The organism is Psychrobacter piscatorii, assembly GCF_001444505.1.
In the GTDB taxonomy this organism is placed as follows: domain Bacteria; phylum Pseudomonadota; class Gammaproteobacteria; order Pseudomonadales; family Moraxellaceae; genus Psychrobacter; species Psychrobacter piscatorii_B.
Map to the genome: position 1 here is coordinate 1 of NZ_LNDJ01000098.1, position 17,844 is coordinate 17,844.

Annotated in this window: 16 protein-coding genes; 9 read left to right on the forward strand and 7 right to left on the reverse strand. The window is 41.0% G+C overall.

What is annotated here, in order from left to right; translation table 11 throughout:
• Positions 1 to 215 precede the first annotated feature (215 nt).
• The 6 genes from AS194_RS10745 (at position 216) to AS194_RS10770 (ending at position 6,540) form a co-directional block, all read left to right on the forward strand.
• Complete coding sequence (locus AS194_RS10745) at positions 216 to 1,886, forward strand: phosphoethanolamine transferase (RefSeq protein ID WP_083499675.1); 1,671 nt, start codon at positions 216 to 218, stop codon at positions 1,884 to 1,886.
• Between the two features lie 45 nt (positions 1,887 to 1,931).
• Positions 1,932 to 2,618 (forward strand): response regulator transcription factor, encoded by a 687-nt coding sequence (locus AS194_RS10750; protein ID WP_058025514.1) that lies wholly within the window; start codon positions 1,932 to 1,934, stop codon positions 2,616 to 2,618.
• 100 nt (positions 2,619 to 2,718) lie between these two features.
• Positions 2,719 to 4,077, forward strand: a complete 1,359-nt coding sequence (locus tag AS194_RS10755) for a sensor histidine kinase (RefSeq protein WP_058025515.1) — start codon at positions 2,719 to 2,721, stop codon at positions 4,075 to 4,077.
• A gap of 364 nt (positions 4,078 to 4,441) precedes the next feature.
• On the forward strand, positions 4,442 to 4,912 hold the full coding sequence (locus AS194_RS10760; RefSeq protein ID WP_025645042.1) for a diacylglycerol kinase: 471 nt from the start codon (positions 4,442 to 4,444) through the stop codon (positions 4,910 to 4,912).
• Between the two features lie 48 nt (positions 4,913 to 4,960).
• Positions 4,961 to 5,719 carry a PAP2 family lipid A phosphatase gene (locus AS194_RS10765; protein ID WP_037058916.1) on the forward strand — a complete coding sequence of 253 codons (759 nt, stop codon included), beginning with the start codon at positions 4,961 to 4,963 and terminating at the stop codon, positions 5,717 to 5,719.
• A 188-nt stretch (positions 5,720 to 5,907) separates the two neighbouring features.
• On the forward strand, positions 5,908 to 6,540 hold the full coding sequence (locus tag AS194_RS10770; RefSeq protein ID WP_058025516.1) for a recombinase family protein: 633 nt from the start codon (positions 5,908 to 5,910) through the stop codon (positions 6,538 to 6,540).
• Positions 6,541 to 6,748: 208 nt separating this feature from the next.
• On the opposite strand, the gene AS194_RS10775 is transcribed toward AS194_RS10770, so the two are convergent.
• The 3 genes from AS194_RS10775 to AS194_RS10785 form a co-directional block, all read right to left on the reverse strand.
• Positions 6,749 to 7,612, reverse strand: a complete 864-nt coding sequence (locus AS194_RS10775; RefSeq protein ID WP_058025517.1) for a universal stress protein — start codon at positions 7,610 to 7,612, stop codon at positions 6,749 to 6,751.
• Between the two features lie 82 nt (positions 7,613 to 7,694).
• The gene (locus AS194_RS10780) at positions 7,695 to 9,194 is read right to left on the reverse strand and encodes a SulP family inorganic anion transporter (RefSeq protein WP_058025518.1); all 1,500 of its coding nucleotides are present in this window, start codon (positions 9,192 to 9,194) and stop codon (positions 7,695 to 7,697) included.
• 657 nt (positions 9,195 to 9,851) lie between these two features.
• Entirely contained in the window at positions 9,852 to 10,796 is a 945-nt protein-coding gene (locus tag AS194_RS10785; protein WP_058025519.1) for a DNA-binding protein, read from the reverse strand.
• A 276-nt stretch (positions 10,797 to 11,072) separates the two neighbouring features.
• Between AS194_RS10785 and AS194_RS10790 the strand changes: the two genes are divergently transcribed.
• A complete protein-coding gene (locus AS194_RS10790; RefSeq protein WP_058025520.1) occupies positions 11,073 to 11,594 on the forward strand; it encodes a plasmid replication DNA-binding protein in 522 nt (173 codons plus the stop codon).
• A 24-nt stretch (positions 11,595 to 11,618) separates the two neighbouring features.
• Here the strand turns inward: AS194_RS10790 and AS194_RS10795 are convergent, their stop codons facing one another.
• Positions 11,619 to 12,686, reverse strand: coding sequence for a relaxase/mobilization nuclease domain-containing protein (locus AS194_RS10795; RefSeq protein WP_058025521.1), 1,068 nt, complete (start codon positions 12,684 to 12,686; stop codon positions 11,619 to 11,621).
• The gene (locus AS194_RS10800) at positions 12,683 to 13,003 is read right to left on the reverse strand and encodes a plasmid mobilization protein (RefSeq protein WP_058025522.1); all 321 of its coding nucleotides are present in this window, start codon (positions 13,001 to 13,003) and stop codon (positions 12,683 to 12,685) included. Before AS194_RS10800 ends, AS194_RS10795 begins: the two co-directional genes overlap by 4 nt.
• Before the next feature lie 351 nt (positions 13,004 to 13,354).
• Here AS194_RS10800 and AS194_RS10805 point away from each other — a divergent pair, with 351 nt between their 5' ends.
• Both AS194_RS10805 and dcm read left to right on the forward strand, forming a co-directional pair.
• Entirely contained in the window at positions 13,355 to 13,915 is a 561-nt protein-coding gene (locus AS194_RS10805; protein WP_058025523.1) for a hypothetical protein, read from the forward strand.
• Positions 13,916 to 14,864: 949 nt separating this feature from the next.
• A complete protein-coding gene (dcm, locus tag AS194_RS10810; RefSeq protein WP_058025524.1) occupies positions 14,865 to 16,139 on the forward strand; it encodes a DNA (cytosine-5-)-methyltransferase in 1,275 nt (424 codons plus the stop codon).
• Here the strand turns inward: dcm and AS194_RS10815 are convergent.
• Both AS194_RS10815 and AS194_RS10820 read right to left on the reverse strand, forming a co-directional pair.
• Complete coding sequence (locus AS194_RS10815; RefSeq protein ID WP_200960355.1) at positions 16,122 to 16,922, reverse strand: LlaMI family restriction endonuclease; 801 nt, start codon at positions 16,920 to 16,922, stop codon at positions 16,122 to 16,124. The two genes, dcm and AS194_RS10815, sit on opposite strands and share 18 nt — an antisense overlap.
• Positions 16,923 to 17,062: 140 nt before the next feature.
• Positions 17,063 to 17,533 (reverse strand): hypothetical protein, encoded by a 471-nt coding sequence (locus AS194_RS10820; RefSeq protein WP_058025525.1) that lies wholly within the window; start codon positions 17,531 to 17,533, stop codon positions 17,063 to 17,065.
• Between the last annotated feature and the right edge of the window lie 311 nt (positions 17,534 to 17,844).

The window sequence follows — 17,844 nt, forward strand, 5'->3', positions numbered from 1 at the left end:
TGCCTGACAGGGTTAAAAGAGCATAATAACGTTTTTCAAACTCACTCTTCTTAGGTGATGTGGTTAATAATGGGGTTTTGATCCTACATACCTGAAAAATTTCAATAGTAGCACTAAAACACAAACTCCTATTCAATCCCCTTAACGTCTTCTTAACAGGCTACTTGCTATCGTAAGGAATCATATTCCTTACGATCCTGTTGAGAATCCCGTTTATGTTACCCTCTCAAGCACTTAGCACTATTAGTAATCAAGCTAATACGAAAAAAAGCTTTGCAAGCAAAATTTTTGATCGCAAGATTAATCTTAGCTTTCTGATTATCATTGTCGTGCTTTATTTAATAGCTACTGCCAATATTGGCTTTTTTACGCAAGTGTTAAGTGTTTATCCACTTAGCACAAACATTGGCTTTATAGTGTCTCTCTCAGGCTTATTATTTAGCTTGATGTGGCTAATCGTTCAGTTGCTATGCTATCGACCCATTGCCAAACCAGTGCTGATTGCTTTAGTGCTGATAGCAGCTGTGTGCGGGTATTTTACCGATGCTTACGGCACCATATTTGATACTAATATGCTAATTAATAGCTTACAGACTGATCAAGCAGAAGCGATGGGACTGATGTCGCTAAGCTTTTTTATTCGGCTGCTAATATTAGGTGTTGTACCTGCTGTTATTATTAGCAAATTAAAAATAAAACCTACTTCCTTACGACGCTCGATACTACAAAAGACAGCTACTTTGATAGCGGCTATTGCCTTAGTAGGCGTTTGCTTATTGCCCTTTGGTGATCAATACGCCACCTTTTTTCGTCAGCATAAAATGGTGCGTAGTTATACCAATCCTATTACTCCTATTTATTCAGCCATCAAACTCGGTACTGATTATATTGATGAGCTACGCCGTCCTGATACGATGATACTGCACGCAACTGATGCCAAACGTAACGCTGCTAATGGTAGTACAGCAAAACCAAAACTCATGGTATTTGTCGTTGGTGAAACAGTGCGCGCTGACCATATTAGCTTAAATGGTTATAAGCGCGATACGATGCCACTACTTGCCAAGCAATCTAATATTTATAGCTTCAAAAATGCCACCTCTTGCGGTACTTCTACAGCTTACTCAGTGCCTTGTATGTTCAGTTATGCTAATCGTTCAGACTATAATCCGGATGAAGCAGACTATAATGAAAACGTGCTAGATACGCTCAATAAACAAGGCGTAAACGTTATTTGGCGCGATAATAATTCAAGCTCTAAAGGCGTGGCGGATCGAGTGACTTTTGAAGACTACAAAACGAGCGATATCAATCCAAATTGCGATGATGAATGTCGCGATATCGGTATGCTTGATGGTTTTGATAAGCTTGTAAAAACAGGCGCTTCTGCTAAAGATACACTGATTTTATTACATCAAATGGGCAATCATGGTCCCGCTTACTACAAGCGTTATCCTAAGGCTTTTGAAGAATATAAACCCGTCTGTATGACCAATGAGCTATCCAAGTGCGATGACCAATCAGTTATTAACGGCTATGACAATGCGATTCGTTATACCGATTACTTCTTGAATAACGTGATTGATACGCTAAAAACTTACGAGCCCGATTATGATGTGGTAATGGTATATATTAGCGATCATGGTGAGAGTTTAGGTGAGAATAATATCTACTTGCACGGCCTGCCTTACTCTATAGCACCCGCTGCGCAAAAGCAGGTGCCTGTCATTATTTGGTCGCCTACTAATAATAGTATTGATAAAAACAGCCTTATGCTTGATAAGCCAGTATCACACGATTTTATTACCCCAACTTTACTTCAATTTTTCGGTATTACCACCGACGAGATGCTATCAAAACCTACTTTTTTCCAGTATACCCATTAAATTATTTTTTATCCGCCTCACGCTTTTTATAGAGTAGTAGCCATTATGTATAAAATACTTATTATTGAAGACAATCCCGATATCGTCGCCAACATTTACGCTTTTTTTGAGCCTAAAGGCTTTGAGTTAGACAATGCTCATAATGGCATTAGTGGCTTAACGCTAGCTTCAAATAATCGTTATGACGTTATCTTACTAGATGTGATGTTGCCTGGCATGGATGGCACCAAATTGTGCAAGGCGCTTCGAGAGGAATTGCATAATAAAACACCTGTGCTCATGCTGACGGCACGTGATACGATTCTGGATAAAGTCACAGGTTTTGATAGTGGCGCTGATGATTATTTGGTCAAGCCTTTTTCGCTCGTCGAATTAGAATCCCGTATTAAAGCTTTGATTCGTCGGCATCAAGACGATCATTTTCAACATAATATTACCGTTGGCAAACTGTCTTTAAATACCGATGAGCACACGGTTACTCGTGAGGGTAAATCACTCAAGCTCACGCCAACAGGGTTTAAAATACTGAATACCCTGATGAGCGCCGCACCTCGAGTCGTCAATAAGAATGAGCTTGAGGAAAAATTATGGGGTGAAGATATACCTCACAGCGATGCTTTACGTACGCATATGCATAGTGTGCGCGCTCAAGTTGATAAACCGTTTATTGAGCCGATGATCATGACCATAGCGGGCGTTGGCTATCAGATTATCAACCCTGATAAAGTCTAAAATTTCACAATACGATTTACAGATTAGAGTCTATTATAAGCAGTCATATCTATATTTTTTCTTACGCTATCTATTGCCTTACACTAAATAAGCGTCTGCCATGTTCACTATAGACTCAATCGCCAATAAGTTTCGAATCTCCTATTTTGTATTCGCTTTATTGCTTTGCACGGCTTTCGTCAGCATTTTTATGTATGCTGAGATGCGAATTGAACAGGACTTAGTGAAAGGGCGACTTTTACAGCAGCTACAAATCAGTCAAGAAAAATGTGGTGAACAGGCTGTTTATACAGCAAATCCGGGTATTAAAATTTATCGTTATGATAGTGCGCCTGAGAATTTAAAAACAATAGCCAACGGAACCGTTCAAGAAATGCGAGTAACCGTAAATAATAAAGCGGGTAAAACTGAAACTAATCTGCATTTTTTTGCTTATCCACAAAATGAGCAAAACTATATTTTGACCTACTTAGAAGGGTCTGAAATGGCGATGGAGAATTATCCTGTTTTAGCAATCTTTGAGAATCTAGAAGATATATTTGCTGATGCACTAAAAATTGCGGTCCTTTTGAGCTTACTAATCGCTGCGCTATTCTCTTATTTATCCTCTAAGCAAATCATCAAGCCTTTATTAGATCTAAAAAAAGCGGTAGAGACCGATCATCAAAATTTAACCGAATTAACCCACCTACCCTCAGAAATTGGGGTGTTAGCACGAGCGATTGATGAGAAAAATAATAACCTTGAGCAGTATCTAAAGCGTGAGCAATTATTCACAGGCGATGTCAGCCATGAATTGCGTACCCCTTTAACCATAATAATGGGCGCATCCGAGGTATTAGCCTCCCAATTAGCGCACGACAGCTATTTAAGCGAATTTACCAACCGTATCAACACGACTGCAAAGGAGACCACTGAGATTATCAGCGCCTTATTACTACTCTCTCGTGCCCCTGAAAAACTGGATGCCCCGCAAACCTCTATTAATAGTATTGCTATAAATGAGGCGCAGCGCTTAAACTATCTACTCAAATATAAGTCAGTCACTTGTACAATAATCGCTGAACAAGTGTATTTTACAAACGTGCGTCCTGAACTGCTAAAAATGGCGCTAGGTAACCTCATTAAAAATGCCTTTCAATACACAGATGATGGCGAAGTCATCATAACTATCGATAGTGACAAAATAGTCGTTACTGATACGGGTCTTGGTATTCCTGAGAGTATGATGCCGCTGCTGTATGAGCGCTTTGAGCGTTTAGAGCATAGCAATACGGATGGCAAAACGGATGGCAAAACGGATGACAATTCGAGCACAGATAAGGCATTTAGTAATAAGGTTGAAGGGTCGGGCTTAGGACTTAGTATCGTGCAGCGTATTATGACGCATATGGATTGGGAATTAACCCATCAAGCCAATAAAACTGGGGGCAGCAGCTTTAGTATTTATTATCGTTAAGGCTATCGAACGATAAGCCCAATTATATAGCTTTAGTCAAAGCAGTAGCCGACACCTCAATAGCACAGGTGTTAGTTACTGCTTTTTGGTTTGTCCAGTATTTAGGTATTAAGCTTAGTAAAGACGCTATATCAAAAGTCTAAAACCCGCAATTGCCCTACTTAAGCAACGGTATAAATTTAATTTCAGGGTTTTATCTTAACGCTTTCTTAACGATACCAATCTTATAATGATACCTAAGTGCTAACCAGTGCCCTCCTACACTGGGATCATTACAACAAGAATTATATCGGTGATTGCACTTTTTATTTTATTCCCAAAGCTTGCCATACCCTCTAACTTTAATGACTATTAAGCAATCAACATGAGTACTCGCAAACCTACTATTCTCGATAATGAAGCCGCAGATTTTGATTATAAACTTAAAGAAACAACTGGCTCTCTACTGGTAGCTGATAGCTTTGCGAGTGAAGTTAAAGGTAAAAAGGGGCTGTCTCGTATTTTAAAAGCGACGGGCTACTCGATAGATGGTTTTAAAGCGGCTTATAAATATGAAGCGGCCTTTAGGCAAGTTATTTGGCTTAACTTTTTACTACTTATCGTTTTAATATTTATGCCTTTTGCTATCTATATAAAAATGCTGCTGTTAATAGTTTCGTTTCTATCGCTTATCGTCGAGCTATTCAATACAGGTATCGAAGCCTGCGTTGACCATACTTCTACAGAACAACATCCGCTCGCTAAAATAGCTAAAGATGTCGGTTCTGCTGCCCAGTTTTTGGCGTTATTGCTATTGTTTGTTTTATGGCTGATGGCATTATTTAACGTCTTATAGCGAATAGCACTTGAGGTTTTGCAAATTAATATATTGAAAGGTATTTCAATGGCATTGGAAAATAACTCATCTGATTGGATGTGGCTTAAGCTGCTTTGCTTAACGATCATTACAGCGTTAATCTTTGAACATAGCCAGTTTGATATTCACATCAGCGAGCTTTTTTATACTAATGGGCAATGGCTTATACAAAAGGGCGCACAGCCTTATGCTTTCATCTTTTATGATGCTCCTAAAGCATTATTGATTTTGCTAGCCCTCTACTTAATCACTGTGTTAATTATTAAATACAGACAGCCTTCGAATAATGTTTCTATCATCAAGAATAGAAGTATCAATCAATTTATGGTTCCCTTTTCAGTACGTGAAATAAGCTACCTACTGATTATTCTTATCGTCGTACCTTCTACTGTTGCCCTATTAAAGAGTGTCACTCATGTCAGTTGCCCCAATCATTTAACGCTGTTTGGTGGGGACTTACCTTATCTGAATATTTGGCAAAACATAACCGCTAAAACCGATTCCAAATGCTTCCCAGCCGCCCATGCCAGTGCAGGGTTCTCTTTATATGGCCTGGCTTTTTTACCTAGTCTACACAAATATCGCTATAGGATATTTACAGTAGTGACTGTTTTAGGCTGGACGATGGGGCTGTATAAAATGAGTTTTGGCGATCACTTTTTTAGCCATACGCTGGTATCAATGCTGCTGTCACTGACAACAACTTGTACATTTGCCAGCTTCTTATTCAAAAAAGCAACCATTTATGAAGGCAGAAACATTGAGTCTAATACTTTGATAAGTTGATAACTACATTTATTATTAACACCTATAATCACACGTCATAATACTTAAGCTATGCATAAAATATTAGATGGTTCTATTTAGGGTATACCCCAAGGGAACCAGCTATTTCACCACTCAAACGTATTAACAGACCACTTAAAACAGACTGCTATAATGGAACCACTTATAACAGACTATTTTAGGTGTTTATGTTTATCAGAGCGTATCTACGAGCGTCTACCAAAGAACAAGACGCTAAGCGTGCCAAAAGCGAACTCATAGCATTTGCCAACGATCATGGCCACAAAATTGCTGCCTTCTATGTCGAAAACGAATCAGGAGCTATTTTGGTGCGACCCAAGCTTATGCAGCTGATTGAAGATGCTCATAAGGGCGATGTGATCTTAGTTGAGCAGATTGATCGCTTGGCACGTTTGAACCAAGCTGATTGGGATACGCTCAAAAGAATGCTATCAGAGAAAAAGCTCTCTATCGTATCAAAAGAGCTGCCGACCTCATATATGGCGCTTCAACCTGAACGCAGTACTGAGTTTATGAGCAGTGTATTGCAAGCCATTAACGCGATGATGCTAGATATGCTCGCAGCCATTGCTCGAAAAGACTATGAGGATCGCCGTAACCGCCAGATGCAGGGTATTGCTCGTGCTAAGGCAGAAGGTAAGTATTCAGGACGTAGGAAGGATATCGAAAAGCGCAAGATTATCGCCAGTCTGCTCAAATCAGGTCATAGCTATTCTGAGATACAAGGTATGACCAAGTGCTCACGGCATCTGATTGCTGATGTGGCCAAGGAAAGACCGAAGATGCTCAGTACTCATTAAGTGGTTCTACTACGGCAGTCTACTATAAGTAGTCTGTTAATTGATTAATAAGCCTTTTTAGTTGGTTCCGCTGGGATATGCCCAAAACATATATGCTAATACTATTAAAAAAATAGAACCCACTTAATCAGATCAGTAACGATTCTAATTAAGTGAATTTAGTGCCTATCATGGGTGCAATGATTTGCCAAAGTGATTGTTTGATATCTTAGCGAATCAAAATGACTGGCGACAGCGTCTTAGCAATGATCTTTGTCGTAGTACTGCCAACAAATAGCTGTTGGAATTTAGAATGGCCATAAGCACCAATGACAATAATATCGACCGCATTTTGCTGCTGAAAAGCCAATAATCCATCAACAGCATCAGAGGCAGTTAAATGATGCGCTTCTACTGTAAAGCCTGAAGTTGTTAATTTCTCGGTAGCCATTACTAAACTGTGTTTGGAGGTCGCATCATCATTACCTATCATGACGATATGCCCTTGCAGACCTTTTAACAGTGGACTTTTCGCAATCATATCAACGGCTTTAATGGCTGTTTTACTGCCATCAAATGCTATCATATAAGAATTGGGCGTTTTAAACTTCTCTGAGCAAATCAACACTGGCACGCTGGAAGCGCGCGCCACAGTTTCGATTTGACTACCGATATTGATTCGGCTGTCTTTGTGATCTTCGCCGCGTCGTCCCATAACGATGACACGATTTTTGCTATTGAAGTGCTCAATCGCTGGCAGCAGTTTGCCGTGACGTTGATAGATTTTCACATCCACGCCATTAAAGCTACTTTGAATGTGGCTTTTTGCATCTTTCACCAAAGCATTACTATAGCTATTCGCGACTTTTGCTCTTTGCTCGTCCAGCTGCGTAAGTTCTTCTAGCAGAAACTGACGACTATTAATGCCTATTGCGCCTGATAAATCGCGTCTGTTTGAAGCAGGAACGTCACTGACATGTAGTAAGCCTACTGGTAGATTCAATCGGCTCGCATACCATGCTGCATAATCACAAACTGACTCCGTTACGGCTGAACCATCGATACACGCTAAAATATGCTGTTCTGTGTTCATAATTTGTCCTTAAATTTTAATTTGGAGTGTCCACTTCACCAAAACGAATAGGCTTTATGGACACTATTATTAGTAAATACTATTAATGAGCGCCCAAACTCTGCTCAGCGTCAGGTTTGTCATGAACGCCGAATTTTTCTATCATCGCTTGGCTTGCTTCATTCAGACCGATTAGTTCAACCTCAGTACCTTCACGGCGAAACTTAATAATCACCCGATCAATCGCGGCAACGGCTGTCACATCCCAGAAATGCGCTTTTGATACATCAATGACGACCTTGGTTATAGACTCTTTCACATCGAACGACTCAATCAAGCGCTCTGATGATGAAAAGAACACTTGACCATCCACTTGATAATAACGCGTTCGTTCTGCTTCATCTAATTGCGTATGCACGCTCATATAGCGTTCGATTTTACTGGCAAAGAATAGAGCTGATAACAGCACACCAATTAATACGCCATATGCTAAGTTATGAGTCGCAACTACCACAGCAACGGTGGTAATCATAACGATGTTACTTTGCAGCGGCTTGGTCTTAAGCTCCTTAAAAGAACCCCAGTTAAACGTACCTATGGCAACCATAATCATTACAGCCACTAATGCTGCCATTGGAATAATCTTTAACCAATCACTTAAAAATACAACGAGAAGTAATAAAAATACACCCGCCACTAATGACGATAGACGTGTGAAACCTCCTGATTTTACATTGATGATAGATTGACCAATCATCGCACAGCCTGCCATACCACCGAAAAAGCCACTGACGATATTGGCAATACCTTGCCCCTTGCATTCTTGGGTACGATCACCTTTGGTATCGGTCAAGTCATCCACAATGGTCATAGTCATCATAGACTCAAGCAAACCAACGATAGCGAGACTGATGGAATACGGCAAAATAATCAGCAAGGTGTCTAGATTCAGAGGAATATCAGGTAGCAAAAATATCGGCAAGGTATCCGGCAGTTGTCCCATATCGTTGATGGTACGTGCTTCTGCACCTAAGAAAATAGCGATCGCTGTCACCAATACAATACTGACCAGCGGTGAAGGAATCATCTTACCGATTTTGGGAATGTACGGATAACCATAGATAATGATTAAGCCCAGCGCCACCAGACCATAGACGTGGACTAGATTTGAGCCTGCTTGCGGCATAAGCTCCGGAATCTGTGACATAAAAATCAAAATAGCCAAGGCATTGATAAAGCCAAGGATGACAGATTGCGAAACGTACTTCATCAAATTACCCAGCTTCAAAAAGCCAAAGATAATCTGTATCACCCCTGTCAAGACACTGGCTGCTAGCAAATACTGCAAACCATGCTCTCTCACCAGCGTGACCATGAGTAATGCCATCGCGCCGGTTGCGGCTGAAATCATCGCCGGACGTCCGCCAACGAAAGCAATCACTACGGCAATACAAAATGAGGCGTACAATCCAACTTGGGGATCAACACCGGCAATGATCGAAAAAGCAATGGCTTCAGGGATAAGGGCTAGAGCGACAACCATACCAGCTAGGACATCGCCTCTAACATTGGATAACCAATGTTCTTTAATAGTAGTTAACATGTTTAACTCAGTTTTTATGAACTGCTTTAGTCTGTCAATAATCGCGATATCTAAGATAAGAGGTATCTAAAATAAAAGGTCTGACACACTCTCAGCTAGGCATAATGCCTACCAATCAAGGAATGTGAAAATGTGAAACATCATATTTAGCGAGTTATTGTCATAAATTGCTTTTAATAGCTTGCTTATAATGACTCGATAGATAAATCGATTATAGATACAAACATTAAAGCAGTGCGTGTGCACAGGAAAAAGCGTAAAACGCTCTATGACAGAAATTGCTATAGGGAGCAATTATTTACTTAGGAGGGGGTCAAACAGTTAAGGCGGAATATTCATCTTTGTAGTAAACGACTTATTTAGATTAAAGGAGTAATATTTCTCGTGATTCTAACATACATAGCACCAGTCAATAAAAATATCTGGCTATTATTCCCATAACAGTACTTATAGAAATCAAAAATAAGCTAATTCACTCTCGAAAAACTCACTGGATGTACACAACGAAGTACACCGATGTTGCTTCAATAACTCAAACTATTGCTATCATTAGCATACAGTCCAAGATTCAAGTCCTCACTAGGGTACTGAATCTATAGACTGTATGAATACATTATTACAAGGTGATGTAATGTTACTAATAGAGCATATCTCACCTTAATCTAAGTCTTTATTTATTGTCGCTTGCATCCTCTCAAGCTCTATCGTTAATGCACCAGTCTTTTCTTGCTCAGCGCTATAGCTGGCCGATACCGTTTCATACTGCTTAAGCAGCAGCTGGTGATCTGTGTTTAGTGCCGCTTGCTGTTGCGTCAGCTGCTCATGAAGTCCTGATAGCTTGTTACGCTCAGCGACTATGGCCTTTAACTCGCCTTTAACCTCTGCAGTAGCGGTTGCGATCTCGTTGCGCTCAGTGGTGACTGCTTTTAACTCTGTCTTAGCTGCTTCAAGTTCTGCACTTAAACGGGCAACCTCTGCTTTGTCACTCTCTGCTGTAGCTTCAAGCGTGGCCACCTTCGATATGTTGGCACTCAGCTCTTTTGATTGCTGATCAAAACTGCTACGCAGGTCACCAAGTTGGGCCTGAGCTGCCACTGTTTTAGCTCGTTCAAGTTCTAGCTGGTGCTGAGTATCGCTGAGTGTCTGTGTCAGCACATCCCGTTCAGCAGTCACTTGAGCCGCGGTGATAGCCGTTGCCTCTGCAGTTGCTGTGACCTCATCGAGCTGTTCTAACAAATCAGCCTGCTCACTCTCTAGGGTCTTAACCGCCTCTTGCGCCTCGTCTGTCTCAGCTTGCGCCTTGGCCTTAATGCTCTCTAAGGCCTCACGCTCTTTAACCAACCGATCATTGGCAATATCAATAGCCGTCTGCCACATATCTGCACCAAGCGTTTGTAAGCGTTCAGCAATGCTACTTGGTAGCTCAACCTGTCTTAGCTGCTCTTCTTGTTGGTTATCCTGACGCCAAGACTTCATGGCTTCACCGATGGTCGTGAATGATCCACCACCCAGCGCCTTACGCACTTCGGCTAAAGTAGGTTTGATACCTTGTTCGTGCAGTTGATCAGCAATAGAATGAATTTGCTGTGTAGTAATGGCCATAATTATTGTCCTTAATTTTGTATGAGTAAATATGTAGCGTTTGTAGTATGTTGTATATAGTATAATACAATATACAACATACTACAATATAGAATACAAAAAAACCTCGGGTGATTTGAGGTGTCTTTTAATGTATTGAGTTGATGGTTGGCCGCAGACACGGATAGAGCATTAGTATTTGCCAAATGGTGAGGTTGGTGCGATAGTTACTCACTGAACGTTCTGAACAGTTGCACTGTACAGGTGTTAAAAACGTACTTGAACACTAGGTGAGCAATGAACATATCGGTGACAAAAGCAGCGAAACAGTGGGGTGTGTCGAGAACCACTATTTATCAGAAGATTAATGATGGCGAGCTGTCCAGAACCGCTGACAAGAAAATTGATACCTCAGAGATGATCCGAGTGTTTGGTGAGCCTGCTACTAAAAAACGTACTGAACAATCAGTGAACACTAGCAATAGTACGTCCGTGAACAGTCAAAACGTACAGAACAGCACAGCACTTGAACACCAGTTAGCACTTGAAAAGATGAAGAATGAACACTTAGAGCAGCAAGTCCGTGATCAAAAACAGCTGATAGCGAATTACCAAGAGCAAATAAGTCAGCTCAACAAAACACTAGAAAAAGCCAATGCCAGTATTCATGACTTAACGCAGATCCGACTGCTAGAGTTTAAAGGTGCTGACTCTGAGCATAGCGATCAACAATCACCGTTAGAGCCAGAGCCGCTATCTGAAAAAGAAGCCGCAGCTGCGCCCACACCTACCAAGAAAAAGAAATGGTGGAGGCCTTAATTGTTTAACAACACCGTCAAACGACTATGGCCTTGGTCCACTGTATGAGCGCTGCGGAGTCGGCACCTCTACTTTAGGTGCGTTATCTTGCGGCTCCTTAGAGGTCACATGGTTATTAACAAGCGCTAAAGGCTCAGGCGCTTTGATATCACCATATAACTTCTCGTGATACTCTTTCTTGATCTCCATACCTGTAGTCCACGTTTTTAAGTCTCGATGACCGCGAGACTCACTCGTTCTCTCATAATCTCCTTGACGACCCTCAATAAGGTGCGCTTGCTGCGACAAAGCCTTAAAATCCTTCTCATAGATAGTGCCTTTGAGCCTAACATTTCGTGTCATAGCAGGATGCGCCACGCTGATACTACTTTTGGTTGCTCTCTTAATGGTTAATCCCATACCTTCTAGCGCATAACGCACACTGCTGCGGTTATTAAGACTGCCCTCTGCTAGGCTATGCCGCATTCTTCGATCAATGGCTTCTTTCAGAGCAAAAGTGCTCTTAGGGTTGGCAATGATCTCATTATCTTCTTTTTCCTGCTCCTTCTCTTTAGACTTAGGCGGCCTATCATATGGAGTTGGCCGTGGCGCATTATTCACATAAGGGTTGATTAGCCGCTTACGCTCTGGGTCATTAGGATCTGTTAGGTCATATTCTTGATTGATGATGTTCTTAAACGCATTGACTCGTACCAGATCAGCGCCAGCATAAAATGGCTGCAGCCGCTTACCACTTCGTAGCTCTTGGCAAGGGATCACAAAATTTAGCTCCAGCCGTCCACCCTTATCAGTATGTTCAACCCACAATATATCGTACTGATCGGGCTCAAGCCCTACAAACAGTGTCTCTTCAAAGCGCTGCATAATGTCTTTTTTCTGCTTATCAGTAAATTGTGTCGCATCTTCCGTAAAAGATAATACCCCTGACTTATACTTTTGCTTGAATGGTGTGGTATTAATCAGCTGCTCAGTGAGCCTAGGATCGCCGTAGAGCACCTTTGCACCCTCCCTAGGGGTATCCTTACCGCCCAATAAGTAATTAAGCGGCCCTGCGCCTGATCCTTGCCCTCGCCTAAAGAATTTAACAATCATGACTCACCTCGCAAATGCTCATTAAGCAGCGCATCGATAGACACCCTAATCGCTTTAATCTGCTCAAGTACGTTTTCATCTAATGCCTTATCGATGTTAACGTGCTTAGTAACCTGATTGAGGTTAGAACCAATACGGCCAAGTGCGCGAACCAACTCAGGGTCAGCGGGCTTCATTGGGGTTACCCCTAAACCTAAATCACGCATCCATCCTGCCATCGTCGTTCCTTGTTGTCGCTTTTTTAGCGCAGCCAACTCGTCCTCAGTGACTCGAATCGCAATCTCTTTAGTCCTTTTTTTACCGCTAATTGGTGGCATAAGACTGGCTCCTGTTCTAGGTATAGGGGTGGTTGGGGGTCAAGGGGGCGATAGCCCCTTTGTCAGCACCTAAGAGAGGATATTGTAGCGAAGCGGAAATAGCCCCCTCTTAGGACTGCTGGCTTAAAATAATATCATAAATGTGTATATATGATAGAAAATATATGTCTATATATAATGAAAGATATATGTGTATATATGATAACGACATATGTCTATATATAATATAATTAATGTCTATATATACTTATATCTATGTCTATACATACGCTATATACTAAAAAAATAAATGTGTATATATGCAAATACTGAGGTATGATCAGCACTCTATAGAAGCAATAAGGAGTAGTTATGAGTGAAGTGCCGTACTCTAAACGCAAGGTAAACATGATGCGAGTGAACGCTATAAGAAAGGAGGGATCTATAGCTAAGAATTTATTTATAGCCTTTATTAGCGGTGTTCATATTCTGGATTTTGATAGCGAAGATGCTAAAAATTACCCTATAGACTACTACACATTTAAGAAAATAATAGAACATACACCAAGCATCGAAAAGCTTCACGATCAGATAAACACCTATCGAGCAGCTCAAATATTGGAACTACTGGGTACGAGTGTTGACAACAAGAAACTGAGTTTTTTAACGGCACATAAAGATCCGCTTAGTAACACGTCAGCTCAAGAGATACTAGATATTATCAAAGCAGACTTGAACAATTACAAATTGCTCCTAGATGCGTTTATTTGCTATAGGCATCGTAAAGCTGTAAGAAATTTACGACTCAAAGTCAAAAAAGAACTTGGTATAACTAACGAAGAAGTAAAGGCCTATAAGATATACATGAAAATACCTGATAGCCTTCGACCTTTTATTAATAGCTATAAAAAGCAGCAGCAAGAAAAACAGTAAAAATTTCAAAATTTTCTTTTTTTTTTTTTGAATCTTTCCTCTCTCTCCCTCTTAATCAGTGTGCCCACTAGAGTATGCCCACAGCGTATGTCCACATAAGCAGCAAGGGCAACAGCGCCTGAGCTACTCCTAAAGGGCTCCGCGCTGTTGCCCTTGCTATGTGGACAACCCTGATGGACAACTCTGTGGACAACTGCTTGGAGGGAGAGAGGTTGAAGTTTCGGCAACACTCACCCTAAAGCGCCCACAAGTAAAAACTTGCGAACCCTTTAGAGTATTGCCCTGACAACTGCCTGTCGGTCGATCGGCATCGTCTCGGGAAGTCATCACTGTATCAAGCTGACTCTGTTATGATTACGGCTGATAGCACCGCCTAGACACGCTCATAACCGCTATACGCTTCCTAATGCTAGCAAGGGCAATACACCCAATATACCGCTTCAAAAGACAATATAACCTCTCATTGCGTTGCTTAATATGTCTAGTAACCCCTGTCTCAAGCTTTCTTGTCACCCACGCAATGCAGTCGTCACTGAGGCCTGCCACCCATTGCTAGGGAACAGATACAAGGCGTTGGTAGGATGAAGGTAACGAGCAAATAGGCGGTTTTATTGAGTAAGATTGGTAACTTACGGTAGTAATATGAGTGATTTGATTGCAAATTAGCCTAGACTTGGCTTAAAATAGACCCTAATGGGCTTAATTGCTGGTCAAATAACGCTGTATCAGAGCTTATTTGGTCGTTACAGTCGTTCCCCAACGTCTGTAACCGTTAATGAACATTAAACGATAAACCCCCCTATTACGTCAAGTAGTAGGGGGGTTTATTTTTTGTTTATTAATTATCATTTTCATATCTTAAGACAAGATCCAGTTTTTATCTTACACAAAGTGAATAACCTATGTTAAAATCCGGGAATAAAACAGGATATTTTAAAAGTAGGTTACTATGAAAGACACTCAGCAATATGTTATTGAGAAACGTAAGTCATTAGGCGTTTCTCAAAAAGAATTAGCATTGTTATTAGGGATGAAAGAAGCAGGTGAAAGGACGGTTCGTGGCTGGGAGAACGGTGAGCACAAGCCTTCTGCTACAAGGTTAGCGAAGCTAGAAGCACTTAACAATAGCCATCCTTTTGAGCATAGCAATAAAGATAGTGACTTCACCTTTATTGATTTGTTTGCAGGTATTGGTGGTATACGTCTGCCGTTTCAAAAACAGGGCGGTGAGTGTGTTTTCACCAGTGAGATTGATAAACATGCTCAAAAGACCTACTTTGCTAATTATGGAGAGTACCCAAGTGGGGATATTACCCAAATTCAAGCCAAAGACATTCCAGATCATGACTTACTCTTAGCTGGTTTTCCTTGCCAAGCGTTCTCACAAGCAGGTCTAAAACAAGGCTTTAAAGACACACGTGGCACTATGTTTTTTGAGATTCAGCGAATTTTGGCTGAAAAACGTCCAAAAATGTTTTTATTAGAAAACGTGAAGCGACTCAGAACTGATAAGAAAGGGGAAACCTTTCAAACCATCTACGATATTTTGACTGGGCAGCATAAGGACAGCATACCTGATGATGTTCCTATGAGTGAAGAAGCGCGAGAGGCTCTATCTCATAAGCTAAATTATTGGGTAGGATATGCTGTATTGAGAGCTGCTGACTTTGGTGCGCCACAAAATAGAGAGCGTATTTTCATCGTAGGTTTTAATAAAGATTATTTTGATAAAATCGAAAATTTTGACGAGCTATTTAGTTTCCCTGAGCCTACTCATAGCAAGACCCGTGTTGGGGATATATTAGAGGATGTGCCAGCTGATGATACGGTCTATACCATATCTGATAATCTATGGGCTGGTCATCAAAAAAGAAAAGACCAACACATAAACAAAGGTAACGGCTTTGGTTACAGCTTATTTAACCATGATAGTGCGTACACTAATACCATTAGCGCACGCTACTATAAAGATGGTTCTGAGGCGTTGATAGACCAATCGCAATATGGGAAGAACCCAAGAATGCTAACTCCCCGAGAATGCGCTAGATTACAAGGCTTCCCCGAGGAGTTTTTGACTGACGCAGTATCTAAGACTCAAGCATATAAACAGTTCGGTAACTCTGTATGCGTTAAGGTCGTTGAAGCAGTAGCGGAGCAGATGATCTCAACATTTCACAAAGCTGAGGCCATTCAAAAGCAGACTGATTTATTGGCTGTTGTCTAAAGATCCTGGAAATGGTGGATAGGTGCGGGTAATTAACGAGTCCCAATGGTTGTTATTAGCACGCCATTGGGAATAGTTACGAGCATTCCCTACATACATGCCACTATCAAAAAATACTACGCCCTGCTCAACAAGCTTAATCCAATTATCGAAGATCATTGGCTCACCAAAAGCGATTTGGTTGTAACAGCCGTTTTTGTCTTTATTACACTTAAACCAACCATGATGGCCGAACTTCTTTGTGAGCTTATCGTTTAAGTTATCTCTATCCCAACGGGCTAAGATGACTCCCTCTTGCTGTAGGTTTGGTGGGACTATATTTTCTTTATCAGGACGAGGATCTCTTGAATAGTTATAAACGATGATTATGTTCTTTGCATCATCAAAAACCATTTCTGAGCCATTATAGGTTGATGGAGAGTTAAAGTTAGGGATCGGACTACCTGACCATGAGTAACGTCCACCCTTTTCTACATTAGGTTTGCCAAACACTTCCATAAACTGCGTGCGATTCAGATCGACTTCTTTATCTTTGAATATATAGTAGTTAGCACTCCAATCTCCAAAAGTGGTCTTACTACCAGTAGAATTTTTCATCTCATAGCCATGTAAATCAGGCTCGTTATTAGCGTTTGCTGCTATACCCATCTGTCTTTCAAGCCAGTGCCCAGCCTTACCATCATGACGCTGATTAAATTCAGTGGTATCAGGCGATTTCCCATAAACATTCTGTTGAAAAAGCTCAATTATTTTCATTTCTTCATCTGAAATAGTGATTTGCATTGCAATAGCTCCTTAGTTAAGTTGGCTATTGTCGCAAATTATTAAGTCAGATACCTGTGAGAATTAATGGGTTGATAGACGTAGCTGAAAGGGCGCTATAGCCTAATAAGGATTCGAATAGCAGATTTAGGCGTCAAAAATCAATAAGCGCCTAAAATAAGATACTTGCCGTTATCAAGTTTTGTGAAATCGTTTTCACGAGCTAGAATGGCCGCAACCTCATTAGAATAATCGGGTGACTTCATCAACTCAGATCGAAAAAACTGTAGCAATTCCTCATCGCTTAGATCATGTTCCAAGCTGTCAAACTTTTCTTTCGCATCGGCACTGATGCCAATATCTGCATTACGTATCATGTTGATGATTTCGCTGGCATATTCTTTTACTTCACTACTAAGCTCGTAAACAACACCCGATGCATCCCACTCTAGAGCGTCATTAAAGAGCGGCTCCCAAGCAATAGACGCTGGGTCATTGCTTTCGCTTTGCACACGCTTATATTGGGTTAAAATAGCGTTAATCGCTTCTTCGCTAAAATCGCTTACAAGCTCATGCTGCCCAAATTCTGTAATAAAATCCTGCGTATTTAATTCTGATGCAGTGGTAGTCATATCTATAGTCCTTAATTTCGTCTTGATGTGTTTATTACAATCCTAATTCAGGATAAGCCATATCTGTAATACCCCAACGGAAATAACGAAACCGAATCCTTCTATCCAAAGTCATTTGTCATAACGCCCGTTATGGGAGCAACAATGGTTCCCTAGTGAGGACTTGAATCTTAGGGTGTAGGCTAGTGATAACAATAGCCTACATTATTTATAGCAGGTCAGTGTACATGGCAGTAAAACGCCCCGACTATATCGAAGGTTGATTTACTTGAGTCAGGCATCGCTGCCTGACAGGGTTAAAAGAGCATAAT

What these genes read in the sequence shown, in the direction of transcription:
- AS194_RS10795 (WP_058025521.1), bottom strand. Translation starts at nt 12,686, where the DNA reads ATGATTGTTAAATTCTTTAGGCGAGGGCAAGGATCAGGCGCAGGGCCG.
- AS194_RS10780 (WP_058025518.1), bottom strand. Translation starts at nt 9,194, where the DNA reads ATGTTAACTACTATTAAAGAACATTGGTTATCCAATGTTAGAGGCGAT.
- AS194_RS10775 (WP_058025517.1), bottom strand. Translation starts at nt 7,612, where the DNA reads ATGAACACAGAACAGCATATTTTAGCGTGTATCGATGGTTCAGCCGTA.
- AS194_RS10755 (WP_058025515.1), top strand. Translation starts at nt 2,719, where the DNA reads ATGTTCACTATAGACTCAATCGCCAATAAGTTTCGAATCTCCTATTTT.
- AS194_RS10765 (WP_037058916.1), top strand. Translation starts at nt 4,961, where the DNA reads ATGGCATTGGAAAATAACTCATCTGATTGGATGTGGCTTAAGCTGCTT.
- AS194_RS10820 (WP_058025525.1), bottom strand. Translation starts at nt 17,533, where the DNA reads ATGACTACCACTGCATCAGAATTAAATACGCAGGATTTTATTACAGAA.
- AS194_RS10760 (WP_025645042.1), top strand. Translation starts at nt 4,442, where the DNA reads ATGAGTACTCGCAAACCTACTATTCTCGATAATGAAGCCGCAGATTTT.
- AS194_RS10770 (WP_058025516.1), top strand. Translation starts at nt 5,908, where the DNA reads ATGTTTATCAGAGCGTATCTACGAGCGTCTACCAAAGAACAAGACGCT.
- AS194_RS10805 (WP_058025523.1), top strand. Translation starts at nt 13,355, where the DNA reads ATGAGTGAAGTGCCGTACTCTAAACGCAAGGTAAACATGATGCGAGTG.
- AS194_RS10815 (WP_200960355.1), bottom strand. Translation starts at nt 16,922, where the DNA reads ATGCAAATCACTATTTCAGATGAAGAAATGAAAATAATTGAGCTTTTT.
- dcm (WP_058025524.1), top strand. Translation starts at nt 14,865, where the DNA reads ATGAAAGACACTCAGCAATATGTTATTGAGAAACGTAAGTCATTAGGC.
- AS194_RS10790 (WP_058025520.1), top strand. Translation starts at nt 11,073, where the DNA reads ATGAACATATCGGTGACAAAAGCAGCGAAACAGTGGGGTGTGTCGAGA.
- AS194_RS10800 (WP_058025522.1), bottom strand. Translation starts at nt 13,003, where the DNA reads ATGCCACCAATTAGCGGTAAAAAAAGGACTAAAGAGATTGCGATTCGA.
- AS194_RS10785 (WP_058025519.1), bottom strand. Translation starts at nt 10,796, where the DNA reads ATGGCCATTACTACACAGCAAATTCATTCTATTGCTGATCAACTGCAC.
- AS194_RS10745 (WP_083499675.1), top strand. Translation starts at nt 216, where the DNA reads ATGTTACCCTCTCAAGCACTTAGCACTATTAGTAATCAAGCTAATACG.
- AS194_RS10750 (WP_058025514.1), top strand. Translation starts at nt 1,932, where the DNA reads ATGTATAAAATACTTATTATTGAAGACAATCCCGATATCGTCGCCAAC.